Source organism: Pseudomonas sp. S2_B10 (assembly GCF_054668425.1).
Genome location: NZ_CP162768.1, coordinates 2869414 through 2887918, shown reverse-complemented (window position 1 = coordinate 2887918; position 18505 = coordinate 2869414). Strand labels below are relative to the sequence as shown.

General features: G+C 60.4%; 17 protein-coding genes. 7 read left to right on the top strand and 10 right to left on the bottom strand.

Annotation, left to right across the window (positions count from 1 at the left end):
• Positions 1 to 11: 11 nt before the first annotated feature.
• From AB4O45_RS13020 to AB4O45_RS13005, 4 genes are all read right to left on the bottom strand, one after another.
• The gene (locus AB4O45_RS13020; protein ID WP_460161469.1) at positions 12 to 881 is read right to left on the bottom strand and encodes a metal ABC transporter permease; all 870 of its coding nucleotides are present in this window, start codon (positions 879 to 881) and stop codon (positions 12 to 14) included.
• Positions 881 to 1549, bottom strand: a complete 669-nt coding sequence (locus AB4O45_RS13015) for a metal ABC transporter ATP-binding protein (protein WP_460161468.1) — start codon at positions 1547 to 1549, stop codon at positions 881 to 883. Before AB4O45_RS13015 ends, AB4O45_RS13020 begins: the two co-directional genes overlap by 1 nt.
• Positions 1546 to 2442 (bottom strand): GTP cyclohydrolase FolE2, encoded by an 897-nt coding sequence (folE2, locus tag AB4O45_RS13010; protein ID WP_460161467.1) that lies wholly within the window; start codon positions 2440 to 2442, stop codon positions 1546 to 1548. Before folE2 ends, AB4O45_RS13015 begins: the two co-directional genes overlap by 4 nt.
• Positions 2443 to 2525: 83 nt before the next feature.
• Complete coding sequence (locus AB4O45_RS13005; RefSeq protein ID WP_122748244.1) at positions 2526 to 2903, bottom strand: glutamine synthetase; 378 nt, start codon at positions 2901 to 2903, stop codon at positions 2526 to 2528.
• Between the two features lie 209 nt (positions 2904 to 3112).
• Here AB4O45_RS13005 and zigA point away from each other — a divergent pair, with 209 nt between their 5' ends.
• Positions 3113 to 4318, top strand: a complete 1206-nt coding sequence (gene zigA, locus AB4O45_RS13000) for a zinc metallochaperone GTPase ZigA (RefSeq protein ID WP_122506277.1) — start codon at positions 3113 to 3115, stop codon at positions 4316 to 4318.
• Positions 4318 to 4968: a DUF1826 domain-containing protein gene (locus AB4O45_RS12995; protein WP_460161466.1), complete on the top strand. Its 651-nt coding sequence runs from the start codon at positions 4318 to 4320 to the stop codon at positions 4966 to 4968. Before zigA ends, AB4O45_RS12995 begins: the two co-directional genes overlap by 1 nt.
• Positions 4969 to 4972: 4 nt before the next feature.
• On the opposite strand, the gene AB4O45_RS12990 is transcribed toward AB4O45_RS12995, so the two are convergent.
• Positions 4973 to 5329: a hypothetical protein gene (locus tag AB4O45_RS12990; protein ID WP_041476571.1), complete on the bottom strand. Its 357-nt coding sequence runs from the start codon at positions 5327 to 5329 to the stop codon at positions 4973 to 4975.
• Between the two features lie 40 nt (positions 5330 to 5369).
• Here AB4O45_RS12990 and AB4O45_RS12985 point away from each other — a divergent pair, with 40 nt between their 5' ends.
• The gene (locus tag AB4O45_RS12985) at positions 5370 to 6341 is read left to right on the top strand and encodes a CobW family GTP-binding protein (RefSeq protein WP_460142521.1); all 972 of its coding nucleotides are present in this window, start codon (positions 5370 to 5372) and stop codon (positions 6339 to 6341) included.
• Positions 6342 to 6347: 6 nt separating this feature from the next.
• Here the strand turns inward: AB4O45_RS12985 and AB4O45_RS12980 are convergent, their stop codons facing one another.
• The gene (locus tag AB4O45_RS12980; RefSeq protein WP_038861179.1) at positions 6348 to 6761 is read right to left on the bottom strand and encodes a DUF3301 domain-containing protein; all 414 of its coding nucleotides are present in this window, start codon (positions 6759 to 6761) and stop codon (positions 6348 to 6350) included.
• A 117-nt stretch (positions 6762 to 6878) separates the two neighbouring features.
• Here AB4O45_RS12980 and pdxY point away from each other — a divergent pair, with 117 nt between their 5' ends.
• A complete protein-coding gene (gene pdxY / locus AB4O45_RS12975; protein ID WP_095181198.1) occupies positions 6879 to 7751 on the top strand; it encodes a pyridoxal kinase PdxY in 873 nt (290 codons plus the stop codon).
• Positions 7752 to 7858: 107 nt separating this feature from the next.
• Here pdxY and AB4O45_RS12970 read toward each other — a convergent pair whose 3' ends face one another.
• Positions 7859 to 8341: an acyl-CoA thioesterase gene (locus tag AB4O45_RS12970; protein ID WP_016772447.1), complete on the bottom strand. Its 483-nt coding sequence runs from the start codon at positions 8339 to 8341 to the stop codon at positions 7859 to 7861.
• Between the two features lie 279 nt (positions 8342 to 8620).
• Here AB4O45_RS12970 and AB4O45_RS12965 point away from each other — a divergent pair, with 279 nt between their 5' ends.
• On the top strand, positions 8621 to 10384 hold the full coding sequence (locus tag AB4O45_RS12965; RefSeq protein WP_095181199.1) for a cation:proton antiporter: 1764 nt from the start codon (positions 8621 to 8623) through the stop codon (positions 10382 to 10384).
• 21 nt (positions 10385 to 10405) lie between these two features.
• Here the strand turns inward: AB4O45_RS12965 and AB4O45_RS12960 are convergent, their stop codons facing one another.
• From AB4O45_RS12960 to uvrD, 3 genes are all read right to left on the bottom strand, one after another.
• Positions 10406 to 10813: an SMI1/KNR4 family protein gene (locus AB4O45_RS12960; protein ID WP_038359443.1), complete on the bottom strand. Its 408-nt coding sequence runs from the start codon at positions 10811 to 10813 to the stop codon at positions 10406 to 10408.
• A 135-nt stretch (positions 10814 to 10948) separates the two neighbouring features.
• Complete coding sequence (locus AB4O45_RS12955) at positions 10949 to 11824, bottom strand: Tim44 domain-containing protein (protein WP_016772449.1); 876 nt, start codon at positions 11822 to 11824, stop codon at positions 10949 to 10951.
• A gap of 300 nt (positions 11825 to 12124) precedes the next feature.
• Complete coding sequence (gene uvrD / locus AB4O45_RS12950) at positions 12125 to 14308, bottom strand: DNA helicase II (RefSeq protein ID WP_095181201.1); 2184 nt, start codon at positions 14306 to 14308, stop codon at positions 12125 to 12127.
• A gap of 256 nt (positions 14309 to 14564) precedes the next feature.
• On the opposite strand from uvrD, the gene AB4O45_RS12945 reads away from it, so the two are divergent.
• Positions 14565 to 17438: a putative bifunctional diguanylate cyclase/phosphodiesterase gene (locus AB4O45_RS12945; protein WP_460161465.1), complete on the top strand. Its 2874-nt coding sequence runs from the start codon at positions 14565 to 14567 to the stop codon at positions 17436 to 17438.
• A gap of 127 nt (positions 17439 to 17565) precedes the next feature.
• Positions 17566 to 18432 (top strand): transcriptional regulator HexR, encoded by an 867-nt coding sequence (hexR, locus tag AB4O45_RS12940; RefSeq protein ID WP_007962240.1) that lies wholly within the window; start codon positions 17566 to 17568, stop codon positions 18430 to 18432.
• Positions 18433 to 18505 lie beyond the last annotated feature (73 nt).

Here is an 18505-nt window from a genome sequence, read left to right as displayed (position 1 = left end):
CGGGAAGCACCTCATTGGGATGTGAGCAAAGGCGGGCGGCGCAGCAAACCGTGAACCGGTCCAAACACCACCGACAGCAGATAGCCGAGCCCCGCGACCAGCACGATGGCCGGGCCACTGGGCAGCGAGTAGTAGAACGACAGCAGCAAGCCGAACCACACCGACACGCAGCCCATGACGGCGGCGACGGTAATCAGTATCGGCAGATGACGACTCCAGAATCTCGACGCGGCAGCCGGAAGCATCATCAGTCCCACCACCATCAGCGCGCCGATCGCCTGAAAACCAATTACTAGATTCAGCACCACGAGAGTCAGAAACACACCATGGGCCAGAGGCCCCAAACGGCTGACTGTGCGCAAGAACAGCGGGTCGAGTGTGTCCAACAGCAGGGGTTTGTAGATCGCGGCCATAGCCATGAGGCTGATGGCCGAGACCCAAAGCATGCCGGTCAGCGTCGGCCCGTCTACGGCCAACGCTGAGCCGAACAGCAAGTGCAGAAGGTCGAGGCGTTTGCCGGCAATACCAAGAATCAGCACGCCGCTGGCGAGTGAAATCGGATAGATCGCGGCGAGACTGGCGTCCTCGCGCAAACCCGTTCGCCGGGTGATCCAGGCCGCAAGTCCGGCCATGCTCAGACCGGCTCCCAAGCCACCGAGGGTGAGTGCGGGAAGGCTCAAACCGGCAAACCAGAATCCCAGCGCTGCACCAGGGAGAATGCCGTGGGCGACAGCGTCGCCGATCAGGCTCATCCGTCTGAGAATCAGAAACACGCCCAAGGGCGCCGTGCTGCACGCCAGCACCAGGCCGCCGAGCAAGGCCCGGCGCATGAACACGAATTCGCTGAACGGCTGCCAGAAATGGCTGACGGTGGCGAGCATCAGGCGACCTGCATGTGCGGTGTCGGCTGGATCAGTTCTCGGCTGGTTCCGTACACGCAGTGGCCGTTTTTGATCAGCAGCGTATGCGGAACGTGTTCTCGCACCGCCGCCAGGTCATGGCAGACCATGACCAGTGTCCGGCCCTCGGCGTGCCAGTGGTGAATGTGTTGCCAGAGCAATTGCTGGCCGAGTTCGTCGAGTGCGGCGTGAGGTTCATCGAGCAACAGCACCGGGGCGTCAGCGAGGCTCAGTCGTGCGAGCAGGGCGCGTTGTAGCTCACCGCCGGACAGGGCCATCAACGGACGCTGTTCGAGTCCACTCAAGTGCCAGTCTTCCAATGCGTTTTTCAGTCGCTGCGTGCGCAGTTGCGTCGACAGCCGGCGGCCCCAGAAACCTGCGGCGATGAGTTCTTCCAGGCTTATTGGAAATTGCCGATCCAAGTGCTGCTGTTGCGGCAGAAAGGAAATTCCGCTTTGGCGTGGAACAGCCATTTCCACTTTGCCAGCGAGAGGCTTCTGCAATCCGGCAATGACCTTAAGCAGGCTGCTTTTGCCGCAGCCGTTGGCGCCGATGATGGCGGTCAGGCTGGCGCTCTCGAACTCAAGACTCAGAGGCGTCGTCAGCGGTTGACCGGGAGCGCCCCATACCAAGGATTGGCAGCGGATCATTTTTGCTCCCGTCGCCAGCTGCTTTCGGCGACGGCGTCATGGGCATGCAGGCTTTCGGCATGGATCACGCGGATGTGGAATTGGTTGATGCCGGGTGTGCGTTGCAGTGCCAGGTTGAGGCGGCGCGCGGCGTCTTCACAGAACATCAGGTTCTGCCCATTGGCGAGAGCGAATGCTTGCTCGTCGGGGCGCTTTACTGCGGTCTGCACGGCGGTGCCGAGGGCTGCTTCAGCGTCATTGATGATCGCGGTCAGCGGTAGCTCGTCGATGAAGTTGTCGAGATGCAGGTGCAGTTGCGCATAGCTGCGCTGGCTGTGCGGAGTGGCTACGATCCCTTTGGTTGAGCCAAGCCATGCCAAAACATCTGCGTGTTGCAGAGCCTTGTTGGCGAAATCGTCGACGAATTGCTGCTGGATCAATTGCCTTGCCAAGGCTGCGGAGCATGGGCACGTCGAGGAATAGGGCAGTTCAATTTTTAGTTCCACGTGGAACATTTGCTGTTTCAGGCTCGCTGAAATGGACGCCGGATAGGATTTCCAGCCGGCCAAGGGGCTGACCAACGCGGGTCGTTTCAGCAACAATTCGGTGTGAATATTCAGATACGCGCAGGCGGATAGACCTTGATGGCTTGTCAGAAAACACTTGAGTACCTGATGCAGCAAAGCGGGAGAAAGGCTTCGCTGTTCGAGGGTTTCGAGTGCCAGATACAAGCGCGACATGTGAATACCACGCGCTTCACCATCATCGAGACTCACGCCAGCGTCGACTCTGGCGCTGAGGCGTTGGCTTTCGAGCACAACGGGTAGGGCAATCCCACGCATGCCTACCCAATCGAGTGGCAGTGCCTGGCGCGCAGATTGGGCGGCGATATCCGGGAGAGTAAGAGCATTCATGGTTGAGACCGTCGTATTGATCTCTATTTACGTTACATTATAACAATCCATTCAGCGATGCTTTTTTCATGAAAAGGTTTTCACTAGCAGCCCGTCATCCGGCTGCAAGTGAACCTTGCGCTGCTACCGCCCGAGCTGGAGAAGCGGTTGATGGTTGTCCAGCCGACACGACGGGTGTAGCCAACCCAAGCCTCGCCATCGGAGGCGATGCCGGTAAAGAAGGTTAATTGGCCGAAGCGGCTGTTGGTCTGCGCCCAATAGCGATGGCCGTCCTTCTCGAATCCGCGCAGGTAAAGCGTGGTGCCTACCGTATTGACGCTATAGGCATTGCCATCGGCGTCTACACACGCCAGCAGATTAGCGCTGCGTGTGCAGTGCGCCGGCCCCGGCATGTGCGCTTGGGCTTGGCTGGCCAGCGACATAGCAAAGCTCAAAAGCAGGCATTTCAACCCCTTGTTCATTGCGAGTGTCCACGATCGGTGGTGCAGCAATTTGCGAAATCTCCTCTGTCGGACTGGCAAACTCAAGTTGTTATACTATAACATAAATCGGAACCAGCCTGAGCTGCCGATCACAATCATTTGCCTTCGTTGACCCGAGTAAATGAAGCGCAACGCGCCAAGCGCACACCTCAAAGCGCAAATCGGCTGCCATTTATGAGGATTATCCAATGTCAGCCAAATTGCCCGTCACCGTACTTTCAGGATTTCTCGGCGCCGGAAAAAGTACACTTTTGAATTACGTACTACGTAACCGAGACGGCTTGCGCGTTGCGGTGATCGTCAACGATATGAGCGAGATCAACATCGATGGTAGCGAAGTCCAGCGCGATGTCAGTCTGAACCGTGCGGAAGAAAAGCTCATTGAGATGAGCAACGGCTGCATTTGCTGTACGTTACGCGAAGACCTGCTTGAAGAAGTCAGCAAACTCGCCCGCGAGGATCGTTTTGATTACCTGCTGATCGAATCCACCGGCATTTCCGAACCGCTTCCGGTCGCTGAAACCTTCACCTTCCGCGATGAACAGGGGCAAAGCCTCGCCGACATTGCTCGCCTCGATACCATGGTCACCGTGGTCGACGGTGTGAATTTCCTGCTCGATTACCAGGCGGCCGAAAGTCTTGCCTCTCGCGGCGAGATTCTCGGTGAAGAAGACGAGCGCTCCATCACCGATCTGTTGATCGAGCAGATCGAGTTCGCCGACGTCCTGCTGATCAGCAAAATCGACCTGATCAGCCAGCACGAGCGTGAAGAACTCACCGCCATCCTCAAGCGCCTCAATGCCCAGGCTGAAATCATTCCAATGGTGATGGGCGAAATCCCCCTGGAGAAAATCCTCAACACCGGTCGTTTCGATTTCGATCAGGCCGCACAAGCGCCCGGATGGCTACAGGAATTGCGCGGTGAGCACGTCCCGGAGACACAGGAATACGGCATCGCCTCGACGGCCTACCGCGCGCGCCGGCCATTTCACCCGCGACGCTTCTTCAGCTTCATCGATCGGCCTTGGCTGAACGGCAAGCTGCTGCGCTCCAAAGGCTTCTTCTGGCTCGCCAGCAAACCCACCGATGCCGGTAGCTGGTCGCAGGCTGGTGGCTTGATGCGGCATGGATTCGCCGGTCGCTGGTGGCGTTTTGTGCCAAAGAATCAATGGCCGCAGGATCAGGAAAGTGTCCAGGCGATCATGGGAAACTGGATTCCAAGCGTAGGAGATTGCCGCCAGGAGCTGGTTTTCATCGGTCAGAACATAGATTTCCTACAGCTCTCCGCCGAACTCGATGCCTGTCTGCTGACCGACGAAGAAATGGCAACGGGCGTAGAAGGCTGGCGCTTGCTGCCTGATCCATTCGGCCCTTGGCACGAAGAGGCCGCCTGATGCTCGCACTCAAAGATCAGCCGCTTCTTACCCGTCAGCAGCACCAGGGTGTGACACCGCAAACGTTGACGCGAATCCTGGACGACCAGACCAATCTCGCCGTCTGGCAACGCCAGCTGCCCGTGCACATCGCCGATTTTGCGCAATTGGTGCTGTCGCTCAACGAGCCCTTGGCCGAGTCGCTTTGCCTGGAATTGGCTGACGAGGACGCTGAGCCGGATCTCGCCGGTCTGGCTGCAGGGCTGCGTGATCTGCACGGTTTCGGAGGTTTCATCAGCGACCTCAAATGGCTGATCAGTGCCTTCGCCTGCCTGCTGGGCGCGCGGCGTATCGGCGTGCGTTTGCGCGTGCTGGACAAGGCCATGTGTCCGCGTTTCCACGTCGATCACGTGCCGGTGCGCCTGATCACTACTTACGCTGGCATCGGCAGCCAATGGCTTGAGGAGGGTGCGATGGACCGCGCGCAACTTGGCCAGTCCGATGCCGAACCGCAAGATCCAGCGTCGATTCGTCAGCTCAACAGCGGCGACGTCGCGCTGCTCAAAGGCGAAAAGTGGCACGGCAATGAAGGCTTCGGCCTGATCCATCGTTCGCCGCAACCGGCACCCGGTGAGCGCCGTCTGTTGCTGACCCTCGACTGGCTCGGCTGACACATCAGGGCTTGCGCCAGACGCCCTGGCTCTGGCCTTCGCAATATGGCTTGAGATACGCCGTATCGGTGGCCACGCCGTAATAGTGGATATCCTGGCGATAGGGCATATTGGCGACTTGCGCGTTGCTGCACACGCCGAAAGCGCCGCTGGGGCACTGGTCGACGTATTGCACCTCGACCTTCTGCCCGGCCAGCGTCGGTTGGCAGAAGCCGTCATTGAACAATTTCTGCGGAATCGTCCGGTTCTGCTGACAGACTTTGACGTCGAGCCGTTCGCCTTGTGTGTGCACCACGCAGGCCTGAGCCCACGCTTCACTCGACAGCAGCGCCAACAGCAACGACCATCCCGACCAGCGCATCTTCGATCTCCTCAATAACTGTCCGCAGAAAGTACCCGCCATGTTGCAGAACATTCCGACCCACGTCATCGCCGGCCCGTTGGGCGCCGGCAAGACCAGCCTGATTCGCCAGTTGCTGGCGCAACGGCCTGCGGACGAGCGCTGGGCGGTGCTGATCAACGAGTTCGGCCAGATCGGTCTGGATGCTGCATTGCTGACGAATGACGCCGATGGTATCGCACTGGGTGAGGTGGCCGGGGGCTGCCTGTGTTGCGTCAATGGCGCGCCATTCCAGATCGGCCTTGGCCGCCTGCTGCGCAAGGCCAGGCCGGATCGACTGTTTATCGAGCCATCCGGGCTGGGCCATCCGGCGCAATTGCTCAAGCAACTTAACGAGGCGCCGTGGCTGGGCGTGCTGGCGGTTCAGCCCTGTGTTCTGGTTTTGGACGCTCAGGCACTGCACGCGGGTAGAACCCTGCCGGACGCCCAGCAGCAAGCGTTGGCCCGCGCGGGTTTGCTGTTGTTGAACAAGGCCGAAGATCTCGATGAAGCGGTTCGAGAGAAAATCGTCAGCCAGTTGCCGCCCGTCAGGCTGATCTGGACGCAGCAAGCGCAACTGCCTCTGAGCGAGCTTCCGGGGCTGAAAGCAAAAGCAAAAGCGAACGAAGGCGCAGGGCATCTGCCGCTGCCGACTGGATTGGCACAGCTGCCAGCGGTCTGGAGCGATCCGGCCGAACCGATTTGCCTGAGTCAGGCGCAGGAGGGTGGGTGGAGCATCGGTTGGCGCTGGCATCCGCAGCAGGTATTTGATCAAGCACGCATCGCCTATTGGCTGAGCGCGCTCGACTGGAAGCGGGCGAAACTGGTTATCCACAGCACGGATGGCTGGGTTTCGGGCAATGCCCTGGAGCATGCCGAGCTGAGTTGGCAAGCCAGCGAATGGCGAAAAGACTCAAGAATCGAGCTGATCTTCGCTGAACCGCAGAACATCGAACAGCTGCAAGCCGGTTTGGCTGAATGCCGGATTCAGTGAGTCAGCTCAAGGCTTCCACTTGGTATGTTCCTGGCGCCACTGGCTCAGCTCAATGACTTCTGCGCGAGGCTTGTGCACTTCGACCACCGGCGGCGTGTCGTCGAACGGCGCCGGGTAGGGCGCCAGTTCAATCTGCGCACTGTGCGCGCCGAACTGGGTGACGGTGCCGTTGTGGCGGCTTTCACCAGTCACGGTGAACTCGAAGTTGTAGACTCGCGCCAGTCGTCGGCGACCGTTGGCATCCCTGATCAGCCCGATCTTTTTCAGCGCGACGTTACCGTCCAGCAGCTCGACGCCGACATTGGTGCAATGCTGTTTGACCCGCTCCAGCGCGCGCTCGCGCAAGCCGTGGTTGTGCCATAGCCAGGCACCAGCGGCGGCGAACAGCATCAGCACGAAGATGTTTTCCAGGGTCAGCATCGACATCAAACTCCAAAAGATGGCGTCAGCTTAACTGTCTCGCCGGTCTGTCGTACAGGCTGTGTTTCGTCGCATACTGCGCGGCTTGAATTTCAATCGTTTTACGGAATGACCCGAATGAAACGTACGCCTCATCTGCTCGCCATCCAGTCCCACGTGGTGTTTGGCCACGCCGGCAACAGCGCTGCGGTTTTTCCGATGCAGCGGGTCGGGGTCAACGTCTGGCCGCTCAACACCGTGCAGTTTTCCAACCACACCCAGTATGGTCAGTGGGCCGGTGAAGTGCTGGCACCGCAGCAGATTCCCGAGCTGATCGAAGGCATCGCTGCGATTGGCGAGCTGGGCAATTGCGACGCGGTGCTGTCCGGCTATCTCGGTAGCGCCGCGCAGGGCCGGGCGATTCTCAGCGGTGTGGCGCGGATCAAAGCGGTCAATCCAAAGATGCTGTATCTGTGTGATCCAGTGATGGGCCATCCGGAGAAAGGCTGCAGCGTGCCCACCGAGGTCAGCGATTTCCTTCTCGATGAAGCGGCGGCCGTGGCGGACATCATGTGCCCGAACCAGTTGGAGCTGGACAGTTTTTCCGGGCGCAAGCCGCAGTCGCTGTTCGATTGCCTGGCGATGGCGCGGGCGCTGCTGGCGCGCGGGCCGAAAGCGGTACTGGTCAAGCATCTGGATTATCCGGGCAAACCGGCGGAGGGCTTCGAAATGTTGTTGGTGACGGCTGAGGGCAGTTGGCATTTGCGCCGTCCCTTGCTGGCGTTTCCGCGTCAGCCGGTGGGGGTGGGCGATCTGACATCCGGCCTGTTCCTGGCGCGGGTACTGCTGGGCGACACGCTGTTGGCGGCATTCGAATTCACCGCAGCGGCAGTGCACGAGGTGTTGCTGGAAACCCAGGCGTGCGCCAGTTATGAGCTGCAACTTGTGCGGGCGCAGGATCGCATTGCGCATCCGCGGGTGAAGTTCGAGGCTACAGCGATCAGTCTCTGAGACCGAGTCGTCTTTATTCGCGAGCAGGCTCGCTCCCACAGGAAGAATGCATTCCAGATGTGGGAGCGAGCCTGCTCGCGAAAGCGATCAATTGAGCGCTACCCGTTTCAGGCGTCGCCCTTGATCTCCTGATAACGCTTCTCCAGTTCCTGACGAATCTGCCGGCGCTGCTGCGCCTGCATGAAGCGGCGTTTGTCTTCGCTGTTCTGCGGTTGCAACGGCGGCACGGCGGCCGGTTTGCGCTGATCATCCACCGCGACCATGGTGAAGAAGCAGCTGTTGGTGTGGCGCACCGAGCGTTCGCGGATGTTTTCGGTGACCACTTTAATGCCAACTTCCATCGACGTGTTGCCGGTGTAGTTGACCGAGGCCAGGAACGTCACCAGTTCGCCGACATGAATCGGCTCGCGGAAAATCACCTGATCCACGGACAGGGTCACCACGTAGCGCCCGGCATAACGGCTGGCGCAGGCGTAGGCCACTTCGTCGAGGTATTTGAGCAGGGTGCCGCCGTGGACATTGCCAGAGAAGTTGGCCATGTCGGGGGTCATCAGTACCGTCATCGACAGCTGGGCGTTTCCGGGTTCCATAACGTTCTCACGGATCAAGGCTGATTGCAGGAAGCGCCTCTGCGGGCACCTGGTGGCTTTTCAAAAAGCACCGTTATCGGGACGCCGCGCGGCGGGCCGCCGTCACGCCGGTAGCGATCTGTTTCCATATATTGCACCGGCTTCCAGAGCGAAGTCGCGGTGTTAACCTGCAAAAGCCCTGCCCAAGGGCAATTCCTACATTAAAAGCGGATTTTTACCCTGCTCGCGCAGAACGTTCTGACGTCTGTCCGCGCGCCTCGTCATCAAGGAGCCTACGCCATGCATGCCATCAGTTTTATTCAGGATCTGGCAGTGATCATGCTGGTCGCGGGCGTGGTAACCGTACTGTTTCATCGTTTCAAACAACCGGTGGTGCTCGGCTACATCGTCGCCGGCTTCATCATCGGCCCGCATACGCCGCCGTTCGGCCTGATTCACGACGAAGAAACCATCAAGACCCTGGCCGAACTCGGGGTGATCTTCCTGATGTTCTGCCTTGGCCTGGAGTTCAGCCTGCGCAAGCTGTTCAAGGTCGGCGCCACGGCGTTCATTGCCGCGTTTCTCGAAATCATCCTGATGATCTGGATCGGCTACGAAATCGGGCGCTGGTTCGACTGGAACACCATGGATTCGTTGTTCCTCGGCGCGATTCTGGCGATCTCCTCAACCACCATCATCGTCAAAGCGCTGAATGACCTGAAGATGAAGAACGAGCGCTTTGCGCAGTTGATCTTCGGTGTACTGATTGTCGAGGACATCCTTGGCATTGGCATCATTGCGTTGCTGTCGAGCATCGCCGTCAGCGGCACGGTGAGCTCGGGGGAAGTGTTTTCCACGGTCGGCAAGCTGTCGCTGTTCATGATCGTCGCGCTGGTCATCGGCATTCTGTTGGTGCCGCGTCTGCTGGCTTATGTGGCGAAATTCGAAAGCAACGAGATGCTGCTGATCACCGTGCTCGGCCTGTGTTTCGGCTTCTGCCTCCTTGTGGTCAAGCTCGAATACAGCATGGTTCTCGGGGCTTTCCTGATCGGTGCGATCATGGCCGAGTCGAAGCAGTTGTTGAAAATCGAGCAGTTGGTCGAGCCGGTTCGCGACTTGTTCAGTGCGATCTTTTTTGTCGCCATCGGCTTGATGCTCGACCCGCTGATTCTCATCGAATACGCCTGGCCGATCGCGGTGATCACCGTGGCCGTGGTGCTGGGCAAGATGTTGTCCTGCGGCCTCGGTGCGTTTATCGCTGGCAACGACGGACGGACCTCACTGCGGGTCGGCATGGGTCTGTCACAGATCGGCGAATTTTCCTTCATCATCGCCGCGCTGGGCATGACCTTGCAGGTGACCAGCAACTTCCTCTACCCGGTCGCTGTAGCCGTGTCGGTGATCACCACACTGCTGACACCGTATCTGATCCGCGCGGCGGATCCGTTGTCGATCAAGCTCTCGGCAGTCGTGCCCAAGCGTCTCGGGCGTGTACTCGGCATGTATGGCGAATGGTTGCGCAGCATCCAGCCGCAAGGTGAGGGCGCGCTACTGGCGTCGATGATCCGACGGATCCTGTTGCAGGTCGGGGTCAATCTGGCGCTGGTGATTGCGATCTTCTTTGCCGGCGCATACTTCGCCGAGCGCATGTCGTTGTGGCTGCAGGACTGGATCAGCGATCCGAGCTGGCAGAAGGCACTGATCTGGGGCGGGGCGTTGCTGGTCTCGCTACCGTTCCTGATTGCGGCTTATCGCAAGCTCAAGGCGCTGTCGATGCTGCTGGCGGAAATGGGCGTCAAGCCGGAGATGGCCGGGCGTCACACACAGCGAGTGCGCCGGGTGATCGCCGAAGTGATCCCGATTCTCTCGCTGCTGGTGATTTTCCTGCTGTTGGCAGCCTTGTCGGCCAGTATCCTGCCGACCAACAAGCTGCTGGTGCTGATCGCAGTCGTGGCGGCCGCCGTAGCGGCGCTGCTCTGGCGCTGGTTCATCCGCGTGCATACGCGGATGCAGGTGGCCTTGCTGGAAACCCTCGACAACCATAAGGAATCGTCGGGGCATTGACCCACAGGGGCGTTTGGCGGCTCAGCTTTCCAGCCAGACGTCCCGCGCCCAGTGCCACACCGATTCCCAGGTTTCTTCAGCAATCAGTTCTTCTTCGGCCTGCCACAGCACCACGGTGCCGTCTTCTTCGACACAGTAGTAGTCATCGCCGTCCTGACAGATCGGGATCAAGCTGCGATCAACACCCACGTCCCATGCATTGGCCGCAACGTCCGGCAGATAGGTGTGCGATTGCGGGTCAGTGACGGTCACCGGCTCGAGGCTGCCATAGACCACATCGCTGACGGTCAGCAAAAATTCTTTGAAGACGAACGGAATGTCGATGAACAGTTGTTCTTCGATTTCTACCAGCAGGTCTTCGTCAGGCAATTCCAAAGGAACCGGTACGGGTTCGTTGGCTTCGCGCAGTTGTTCGATGATTTCTTCCACGTCCGGGATCCTCTTGCTGAATGGCGCGGTTTATATGGGCCGGTTTATACAGTAGCTCGCCATAGATGCAACCGTGAAATGAAAAACCCCGGCCGAGGCCGGGGTTCTGTTACCGCAAGTGAAGCGCAGCAGGGATCAGCCGTTCTGGCGGATACCGGCGACCAGCCAAGGCTGGTTGTCGCCCTGCGGACGTTCCATGTTCCAGCTTTCGCTGAACACTTCGCCCTGGTCGAAACGCGAGGTTTTCGACACGCCGGTGAAGGTCAGGGTGGCGATGGTCTTGTCGGCACGATCGTCGACGCCGTCCAGCTGCACCTGCAGGTTGTCGATGTAGGTCGACTGGAAGCCATCGCCCAGATCCGCACGCTCACGCTTGAGGAACTCAAGCATTTGCGGGGTCACGAACTCGGCGATCTTGTCCATTTCGTTGGCGTCCCAGTGCTGCTGCAGCGACTGGAAGTGGCTACGCGCAGCTTCAAGGAAACGCTCTTCGTTGAACCAGGCCGGTGCGTTGATCACTGGACGGGCGGCAGCCGGAGCAGCCGAACCACCGAAGATCGAACCCATGGCGGCAGGCTTCTGCTCGAACACTTCACGCTGCATCGGCGCGCCGGCCGGAGCGAATTGCTCCTGCTGCTTGCGACGACGGGCGGCGATGAAGCGGAAGATCACGAACGCGATCAGGGCCATGATCAGGATGTCGAAGATCTGCATGCCCTGGAAACCGTCGCCCATGAACATCGACGCGAGCAGGCCACCGGCGGCGATGCCCGCCAATGGGCCGAGCCAGCGCGAAGCACCGCCGGCCTTGGCCGCGGCGCCAGCAGCACCGGCAGCGCCAGCGGTCGCTGCTGCGCCGCCCACGCCTGGAGAAGAAGGAGCCATCTGGCTGGTCTGGTGCGTCGGCGCAGCGCCGGCGCTTTTGCCACCACCAAAGCGCTTGGCGTTGGCGTCGAGGCTCATCGTCAGGCCGATGCACAACGCCATGGCGATGCTAAGAAAACGTTTCATAAAGGGTATTCCCGTTTTGTGGAGACACGCGCGCCATGTTGCACAGCTGAAGTGTTACTGGCTAGCGAGAGAGTGTTTCGGGCTTTTGCCTGACAGGTTGCGTTCAGCTTGGCGAGGCAATCAGCCGATGTACTTTGGTCTGTAGGAAAAGGCGATAGGTTCAGAGGGATTGATGCACTTGCGCCGCATAACCTGTGGGAGCGAGCCTGCTCGCGAAGGTGTCGTGTCAGGCAAATGATTGCTTGATGACACAGTGCTTTCGCGAGCAGGCTCGCTCCCACATGGGTTCAGTACCGGTGGTTAGATAGCTTCCAGCTTGGCATAACCGAGCATCAGCCACTTGCTGCCTTCACTGAAGTTCACCTGTACCCGGGCCTGGGCGCCGGAACCTTCGAAGTTGAGGATCACCCCTTCGCCGAAGATCGAGTGACGTACGGCCTGACCGAGCACAAAACCGGTTTCCGGAATCTCGCTGCCGTTGAACAGGCTGCTGCCGCTCATCGACTGGTTGCCGCCGAACGGTCGGCTGACGCTATTGGACAGGCGCACTTCCTGGATCAGGCCTTTCGGCACCTCGCGGACGAAACGCGACACCTTGTTGTAGGTTTCGCTGCCGTACAGGCGCCGGGTTTCGGCGTAGGTCATGACCAGATTCTGCATCGCCCGGGTGATACCGACGTAAGCCAGACGCCGTTCTTCCTCGAGACGCCCCGGTTCTTCCAGGCTCATCTTGTGCGGGAACAGGCCTTCTTCCATGCCAACAAGGAACACGTAAGGGAATTCCAGACCTTTGGCGCTGTGCAGGGTCATCAACTGAACGCTGTCTTCGTGCTCGTCGGCCTGTGTATCGCCGGCCTCCAGCGAAGCGTGGCCGAGGAAGGCCGCCAGTGGGGTCAGTTCTTCGTCCTCTTCGGTGTTTTCGAAGTTGCGTGCAGCGCTGACCAGTTCCTCAAGGTTTTCCACCCGCGCCTGGCCTTTTTCGCCTTTTTCCGCTTCGTGATAGGCGATGAGGCCGGATTGCTCGATGACGGTTTGCGTCATCAGGTGCAGCGGCATCTCGGCGCACTTGGCGGCGAGGTTCTCGATCAGTTCGATAAATGCACCGAGCGCGCTCGCTGCACGGCCGGTCAGGCCTTTGTTGGCCACCAGCTGGCGCATCGCTTCCCACATCGACACGTCGCTGTGCCGCGCATGCTCGCGGATCGCTTCGACAGTTTTCTCGCCGATGCCCCGCGCGGGTACGTTGATCACTCGCTCCAGCGCCGCGTCGTTGCCACGACCTTCGAGCAAGCGCAGGTAGGCCATGGCGTTCTTGATTTCCGCGCGTTCGAAGAAGCGCTGACCGCCATAGATGCGGTACGGGATGCGCTCGCGCAGCAGGGCTTCTTCGAGCACCCGCGACTGGGCGTTGGAGCGGTACAGAATCGCAATATCGCTACGGGCCAGACCGGTTTTCAGCGCGCTTTCGATGGTTTCCACCACGTAACGCGCTTCGTCGTGTTCGTTGAACGCGGCGTACAGGTTGATCGCTTCGCCGTCGCCGCCGTCGGTCCACAGCTCTTTACCGAGACGCCCGGTGTTGTTGGCGATCAGCGCGTTGGCGGCTTTGAGGATACCGGCGGTGGAGCGGTAATTCTGTTCCAGACGAATCGTTTCGGAGTCCGGGAAGTCCGAAGAGTACTGATGGATGTTCTCGATCTTCGCCCCGCGCCAGCCGTAAATCGACTGGTCGTCGTCGCCGACCACCATCAGGCTGTCGCCGCCCTTGCCGAGCAGGCGCAACCAGGCGTACTGCACGGCGTTGGTGTCCTGGAATTCGTCGACCAGAATATGCCGGAAGCGCTTTTGGTAGTGCGCCAGCAGGCCCGGGTGATCGCGCCACAGATCGAGGGCGCGCAGCAGCAGCTCGGAGAAATCGATCACGCCAGCCCGCAGGCATGCCGCCTCGTAGGCTTCGTAGATGCCGCGCATGGTGGCCAGGAACAGGTCGCCGCTGGCCTGAATGTGTTGCGGCCGCAGACCTTCGTCTTTCTGGCCGTTGATGAACCACTGCGCCTGACGCGCCGGCCAGCGTTGCTCGTCCAGGCCCAGCTCGCGGATCACCCGCTTGACCAGACGCTGCTGGTCATCGCTGTCGAGAATCTGGAAGGTCTGGCTCAGGCCCGCTTCCTGCCAGTGCGCCCGCAGCAAGCGGTGCGCGAGGCCGTGGAAGGTGCCGACCCACATGCCGGCCGGGTTGATGCCCAGCAACTGCTCGATGCGATGGCGCATCTCGGCAGCGGCCTTGTTGGTGAAGGTCACCGACAGGATGGAGTGAGGCGAGGCGTTTTCGACCTGGATCAACCAGGCGATACGGTGCACCAGCACTCGGGTTTTACCGGAACCGGCGCCGGCCAGGACCAACTGACGGCCAACGGGGGCTGCTACGGCCTGGCGTTGGGCATCGTTGAGGGAGTTCAGCAGAAGGGAGAGATCATCGCGCATCGGGGCATTCTAGGGTGCGCCGCAGGCCCGGGCAAACCGTGCGTTGCATTAGCCGATGAAAGTGCTGCCGATGACGACCGGTCGGTCACTGGCTGCAGGCTTCGGCCCGTCTCGCCTGAGGGGTTGCAGCGGTGCGCAAGCGGCGGAAAATTTCCCCGCAATTGTGATCGGCAGCAGTTTGGCATCGGGATCGGCTTGTGTATGCTCCGTCCACGTTTCGGGCGCACGCCCTCCTATAAGAACAAGAACGTTGCCCATGATCCTCAGCGCCGAACTGTCGGGGCCCTCCGTGGACCCCCGGGTGATCCGCAAGCACTATGCCGTCGAAATGGCGGTGGAGCGCACGCGTCTGCTGTATCAGGGCTCGTTGTTGCCCACGCTGTTCATGTTGATCAATGGTCTGGTCTGCGCCGCTTTGCTCTGGAGCCCGCAGCGCTACTTCGTGGTCAGCGTCTGGCTGGTGTGGCTGCTGTCGCTGGTCGCGCTGCGGGTGATTCAGGTGGCCGCGTTCGATTCGGCGATTCCCGATCGCCAGGCCCAGCCGATCTGGTTCCGCATGTTCCTGCTCGGTTCGACCATGACCGGCCTGACCCTGGCCGGAGCCGGCATCGCTCTGGTACCCGCTGACAACTTCATGCAGCAAGCCTGGGTGTTCGGCCTGATCGGCGCGGCAACGCTGTCCGCCAGCGTCGCCTACGCGGTGAGCCTGCCGGCGTTCCTCTCGTTTACCTTGCCGTGCCTGCTGCCAGCCATCGGCTACCTGTTCTGGGGCGGCGACGATCAGGCCCGGGGCTGGGGCTGGCTGGGTCTGATCCTGCTCGGTTCGTTGAGCGTGGTGGCGTGGCAGGTCAATCGGCTGATCGACCGTGGATTGCTTCGGCGCTTCCAGAATCAGCATCTGATCGAGCATTTACAGCAAGCGCAAACGCGCAGCGAACAACTCAATCAGGAGCTTGGCAAAGAGATCGAACAGCGCCGCTGTGCCGAGGCGCAGTTGCGTGAAGCGCAGGTCGATCTCGAAGATCGCGTCGCCCAGCGCAGCCGCGAACTGGATGCCGCCAATCAGGCCCTGAGCAAAAGCGAAGCGCGCCTGGCTCTGGCGCTCAAGGCCAGTGAGCTCGGATTGTGGGACTGGAACCTGCAGACCGACGAAGTCCACCACACACAGATTCAGGAACTGTTCGGCCTCGCCCCGGAGTACGTCACGGCGCTGCTGCGCGACCTCAAGCCACGACTGCACCCCGAAGACTTGCCGTCACTCAAGTTCGCCCTGGTCGAGCATTTGAAGGGGCGCACCGAGGATTATCAGGTCGAATATCGCCTGCGCCATGGCGACGGCCACTGGGTGTGGATCGAGGACCGTGGCCGTGCCGTGGAGCGCAGCGCCAGCGGCCGGGTGATCCGCATGGTCGGTACTCGCCGCGATATCAGCGCCAGCAAAAGCCTCGAAGAGCAGCAGCGGCTGGCGGCCACGGTGTTCGAAGCGGCCAGCGAAGGCATCGTGATTCTCGACCCGAACTACGCGCTGATTGCGATCAACCAGGCGTTCAGCCGGGTCACCGGTTACGAGATCGACGACATGCTCGGGCGCAACGTCGTCGAGTTGCCCTGCAGCCGCGATGCCCATCGCCACTATGTGGCGATCCGTCATGCACTGGAGCAGCACGGCAGTTGGCAGGGTGAGTTGGTGGAAACCCGCAAGAACGGCGAGTTGTACCCGCAGTGGTTGCAGCTCAATGCGGTGCGCGACAGCCGGGGCAATGTCAGCCATATTGTCGGCTTCTTCGCCGATCTCTCGGCACGGCGTGCGTCGGAAGAACGCCTGCGTTATCTGACCCATTACGATGAGCTCACCGGCCTGGCCAACCGTTCGCTGTTCCGCGAACGTCTGCACGAAGCCCATCAGCGGGTGCGGCAGGGCGGGCGCCGCAGTCTGGCGTTGCTGCACATCAATCTCGATCGCTTCAAATTGCTCAATGACAGCCTCGGCCATGAAGTCGCCGATCAGCTGCTGCAAAAAATGGCGCGGCGGCTGGTCAATGCCTTGCCTGAGGCCGACACCATTGCGCGCTTGTCCGGAGACGAGTTTGCCGTGCTATTCGATGCCTACGGCAATCTGTCGAGCCTGGCGCGGGTGGCGACGCGGTTGTCGGCCAAGCTGCGTTTGCCGCTGAGCGTCGACGGGCATGAACTGGTGGTCAGCGCTTCGATGGGCATCAGCCTGCTGCCGGACAACGCGCGGGAGATTTCCGCGCTGGTCAGCCAGTCGAACATGGCCATGCAGCATGCCAAACATCTGGGCGGCAACAATTTCCAGTTCTTCACCGACAGCCTGCAAGCCAGCACACTCGAACGCTTGCAGCTGGAAAACCACCTGCGCAGAGCTATTGAAGAACAGCAACTGACGGTGTTCTACCAACCGAAACTGTGCCTGCAAACCGGCCGCATGAATGCCGCTGAAGCGCTGGTGCGCTGGGATCATCCGAGCATGGGCCAGGTGCCGCCGGCGGATTTCATTGGCCTGGCCGAAGAGACCGGTCTGATCGGGCCGATCGGCGAATTCGTTTTGCGTCAGGCGTGCTGGCAGGCGTGCGAATGGCAACGGCAGGGCCTGGCGCCGATCCGCGTGTCGGTGAACCTGTCGGTGCATCAGCTGCGCCAGGGCAAACTGGTCAGTCTGGTCCGGCAAGTGCTGGAAGAAACCGGGCTGGCGCCGCACTACCTCGAGCTGGAGCTGACCGAAAGTCATTTGCTCGACAGCGTCGAACACATCATTGCCACGTTCCAGCAACTGCGCGATCTGGGAGTGAAACTGGCGATCGATGATTTCGGTACCGGGTATTCGTCGTTGAGTTACCTCAAGCGCATTCCGGTGGATTACGTGAAGATTGATCAGGCGTTCATTCGCGGCTTGAGCGAGGGCAGTGCGGACGCGGCGATCACTCGCGCGATCATCGCCATGGCCCACGGACTGGCCCTCAAAGTCGTCGCCGAGGGTGTCGAGCGTGAGGATCAGCTGGCATTTCTGCGCGCCGAACGCTGCGACGAAGTGCAAGGTTATCTGATCAGCCGGCCGGTGGACGCTGCCCGTCTGGCCGGGCTTCTGCGTGATCAGGCAAATCCGCAGTAAGGGCTACATGCACCTCAGCGCGCCTGATGCCGGGACATCGAGTTACGCATTGAGCAGGCAAAATGCCCATTCATGTAGTATAACTACAAGCTTGCTACATCCTTGCCCACAAGAAGAGTCCAGCCCCTTGAATCTGCTGCAACACATCGCCCAGTCACGTCACCTGTTACGCAAGTCGGAGCTCAAGGTCGCCGACCACGTGCTGCTTGACCCTGCGGCAGTGATGCACAGCTCCATGGCCGACCTGGCTCACAGCGTCGGCATCAGCGAGCCGACCATCGTGCGCTTCTGCCGCGCCATCGGTTGTTCCGGCTTTCAGGATCTCAAGCTGAAACTGGCGCAAAGCCTGGCCGCCGGCGCCAGCTTCGGCCAGTTCGCGATCCACGAAGATGACTCCGTCGCCGACTACAGCCTGAAGATTTTCGACACCACGCTGCACACCCTGATGGAAGTGCGCGAGAAGCTCGACCCGGTGGAGTTACAGCGCGCGGTGACGCTGATGTCCCAGGCGCAGCGTGTCGAGTTCTATGGCTTCGGTGCTTCCGGTGCGGTGGCCGCGGATGCACAGCACAAGTTCTTCCGTTTGTTGCTGACCGCAGCGGCGTATTCCGATCCGCACATGCAGGCGATGTCGGCTGTGACGCTGAAGCCTACCGATGTGGCGATCTGTATTTCCCAGTCGGGGCGCTCCAAGGATTTGCTGATCACCGCTAACCTCGTTCGCGAAAGCGGGGCGTCGTTGATCACCCTGTGTCCGAGCCAGACGCCGTTGGCCGAACTGTCGACCGTCAATCTGGCGATCGATGTGCATGAAGACACCGAGATCTATACGCCGCTGACCTCGCGAATCGCCCACCTGGTGGTGATCGACGTGCTGGCGATGGGCGTGGCCATGGCGCGCGGGCCGAGCCTGGTCAATCACCTCAAGAGCGTCAAGCGCAGTCTGCGCAGTTTGCGTTTGTCTCCAAAAGCCGTGAAAGCGCTGGATGACTGAGCAAGGTCGTTCCGACCTTGTTCGCGAGCAGGCTCGCTCCCACAGGGGATCTCCTGAGAACATAAATTCTGGG

Excerpts from the sequence above, each read along its gene's own strand:
- AB4O45_RS12980 (WP_038861179.1), bottom strand. The coding sequence starts at position 6,761 with ATGCTGACCCTGGAAAACATCTTCGTGCTGATGCTGTTCGCCGCCGCT.
- AB4O45_RS13020 (WP_460161469.1), bottom strand. The coding sequence starts at position 881 with ATGCTCGCCACCGTCAGCCATTTCTGGCAGCCGTTCAGCGAATTCGTG.
- pdxY (WP_095181198.1), top strand. The coding sequence starts at position 6,879 with ATGAAACGTACGCCTCATCTGCTCGCCATCCAGTCCCACGTGGTGTTT.
- AB4O45_RS13015 (WP_460161468.1), bottom strand. The coding sequence starts at position 1,549 with ATGATCCGCTGCCAATCCTTGGTATGGGGCGCTCCCGGTCAACCGCTG.
- AB4O45_RS12945 (WP_460161465.1), top strand. The coding sequence starts at position 14,565 with ATGATCCTCAGCGCCGAACTGTCGGGGCCCTCCGTGGACCCCCGGGTG.
- folE2 (WP_460161467.1), bottom strand. The coding sequence starts at position 2,442 with ATGAATGCTCTTACTCTCCCGGATATCGCCGCCCAATCTGCGCGCCAG.
- AB4O45_RS12995 (WP_460161466.1), top strand. The coding sequence starts at position 4,318 with ATGCTCGCACTCAAAGATCAGCCGCTTCTTACCCGTCAGCAGCACCAG.
- AB4O45_RS12985 (WP_460142521.1), top strand. The coding sequence starts at position 5,370 with ATGTTGCAGAACATTCCGACCCACGTCATCGCCGGCCCGTTGGGCGCC.
- AB4O45_RS12965 (WP_095181199.1), top strand. The coding sequence starts at position 8,621 with ATGCATGCCATCAGTTTTATTCAGGATCTGGCAGTGATCATGCTGGTC.
- AB4O45_RS12970 (WP_016772447.1), bottom strand. The coding sequence starts at position 8,341 with ATGGAACCCGGAAACGCCCAGCTGTCGATGACGGTACTGATGACCCCC.
- AB4O45_RS13005 (WP_122748244.1), bottom strand. The coding sequence starts at position 2,903 with ATGAACAAGGGGTTGAAATGCCTGCTTTTGAGCTTTGCTATGTCGCTG.
- zigA (WP_122506277.1), top strand. The coding sequence starts at position 3,113 with ATGTCAGCCAAATTGCCCGTCACCGTACTTTCAGGATTTCTCGGCGCC.
- AB4O45_RS12990 (WP_041476571.1), bottom strand. The coding sequence starts at position 5,329 with ATGCGCTGGTCGGGATGGTCGTTGCTGTTGGCGCTGCTGTCGAGTGAA.
- AB4O45_RS12955 (WP_016772449.1), bottom strand. The coding sequence starts at position 11,824 with ATGAAACGTTTTCTTAGCATCGCCATGGCGTTGTGCATCGGCCTGACG.
- uvrD (WP_095181201.1), bottom strand. The coding sequence starts at position 14,308 with ATGCGCGATGATCTCTCCCTTCTGCTGAACTCCCTCAACGATGCCCAA.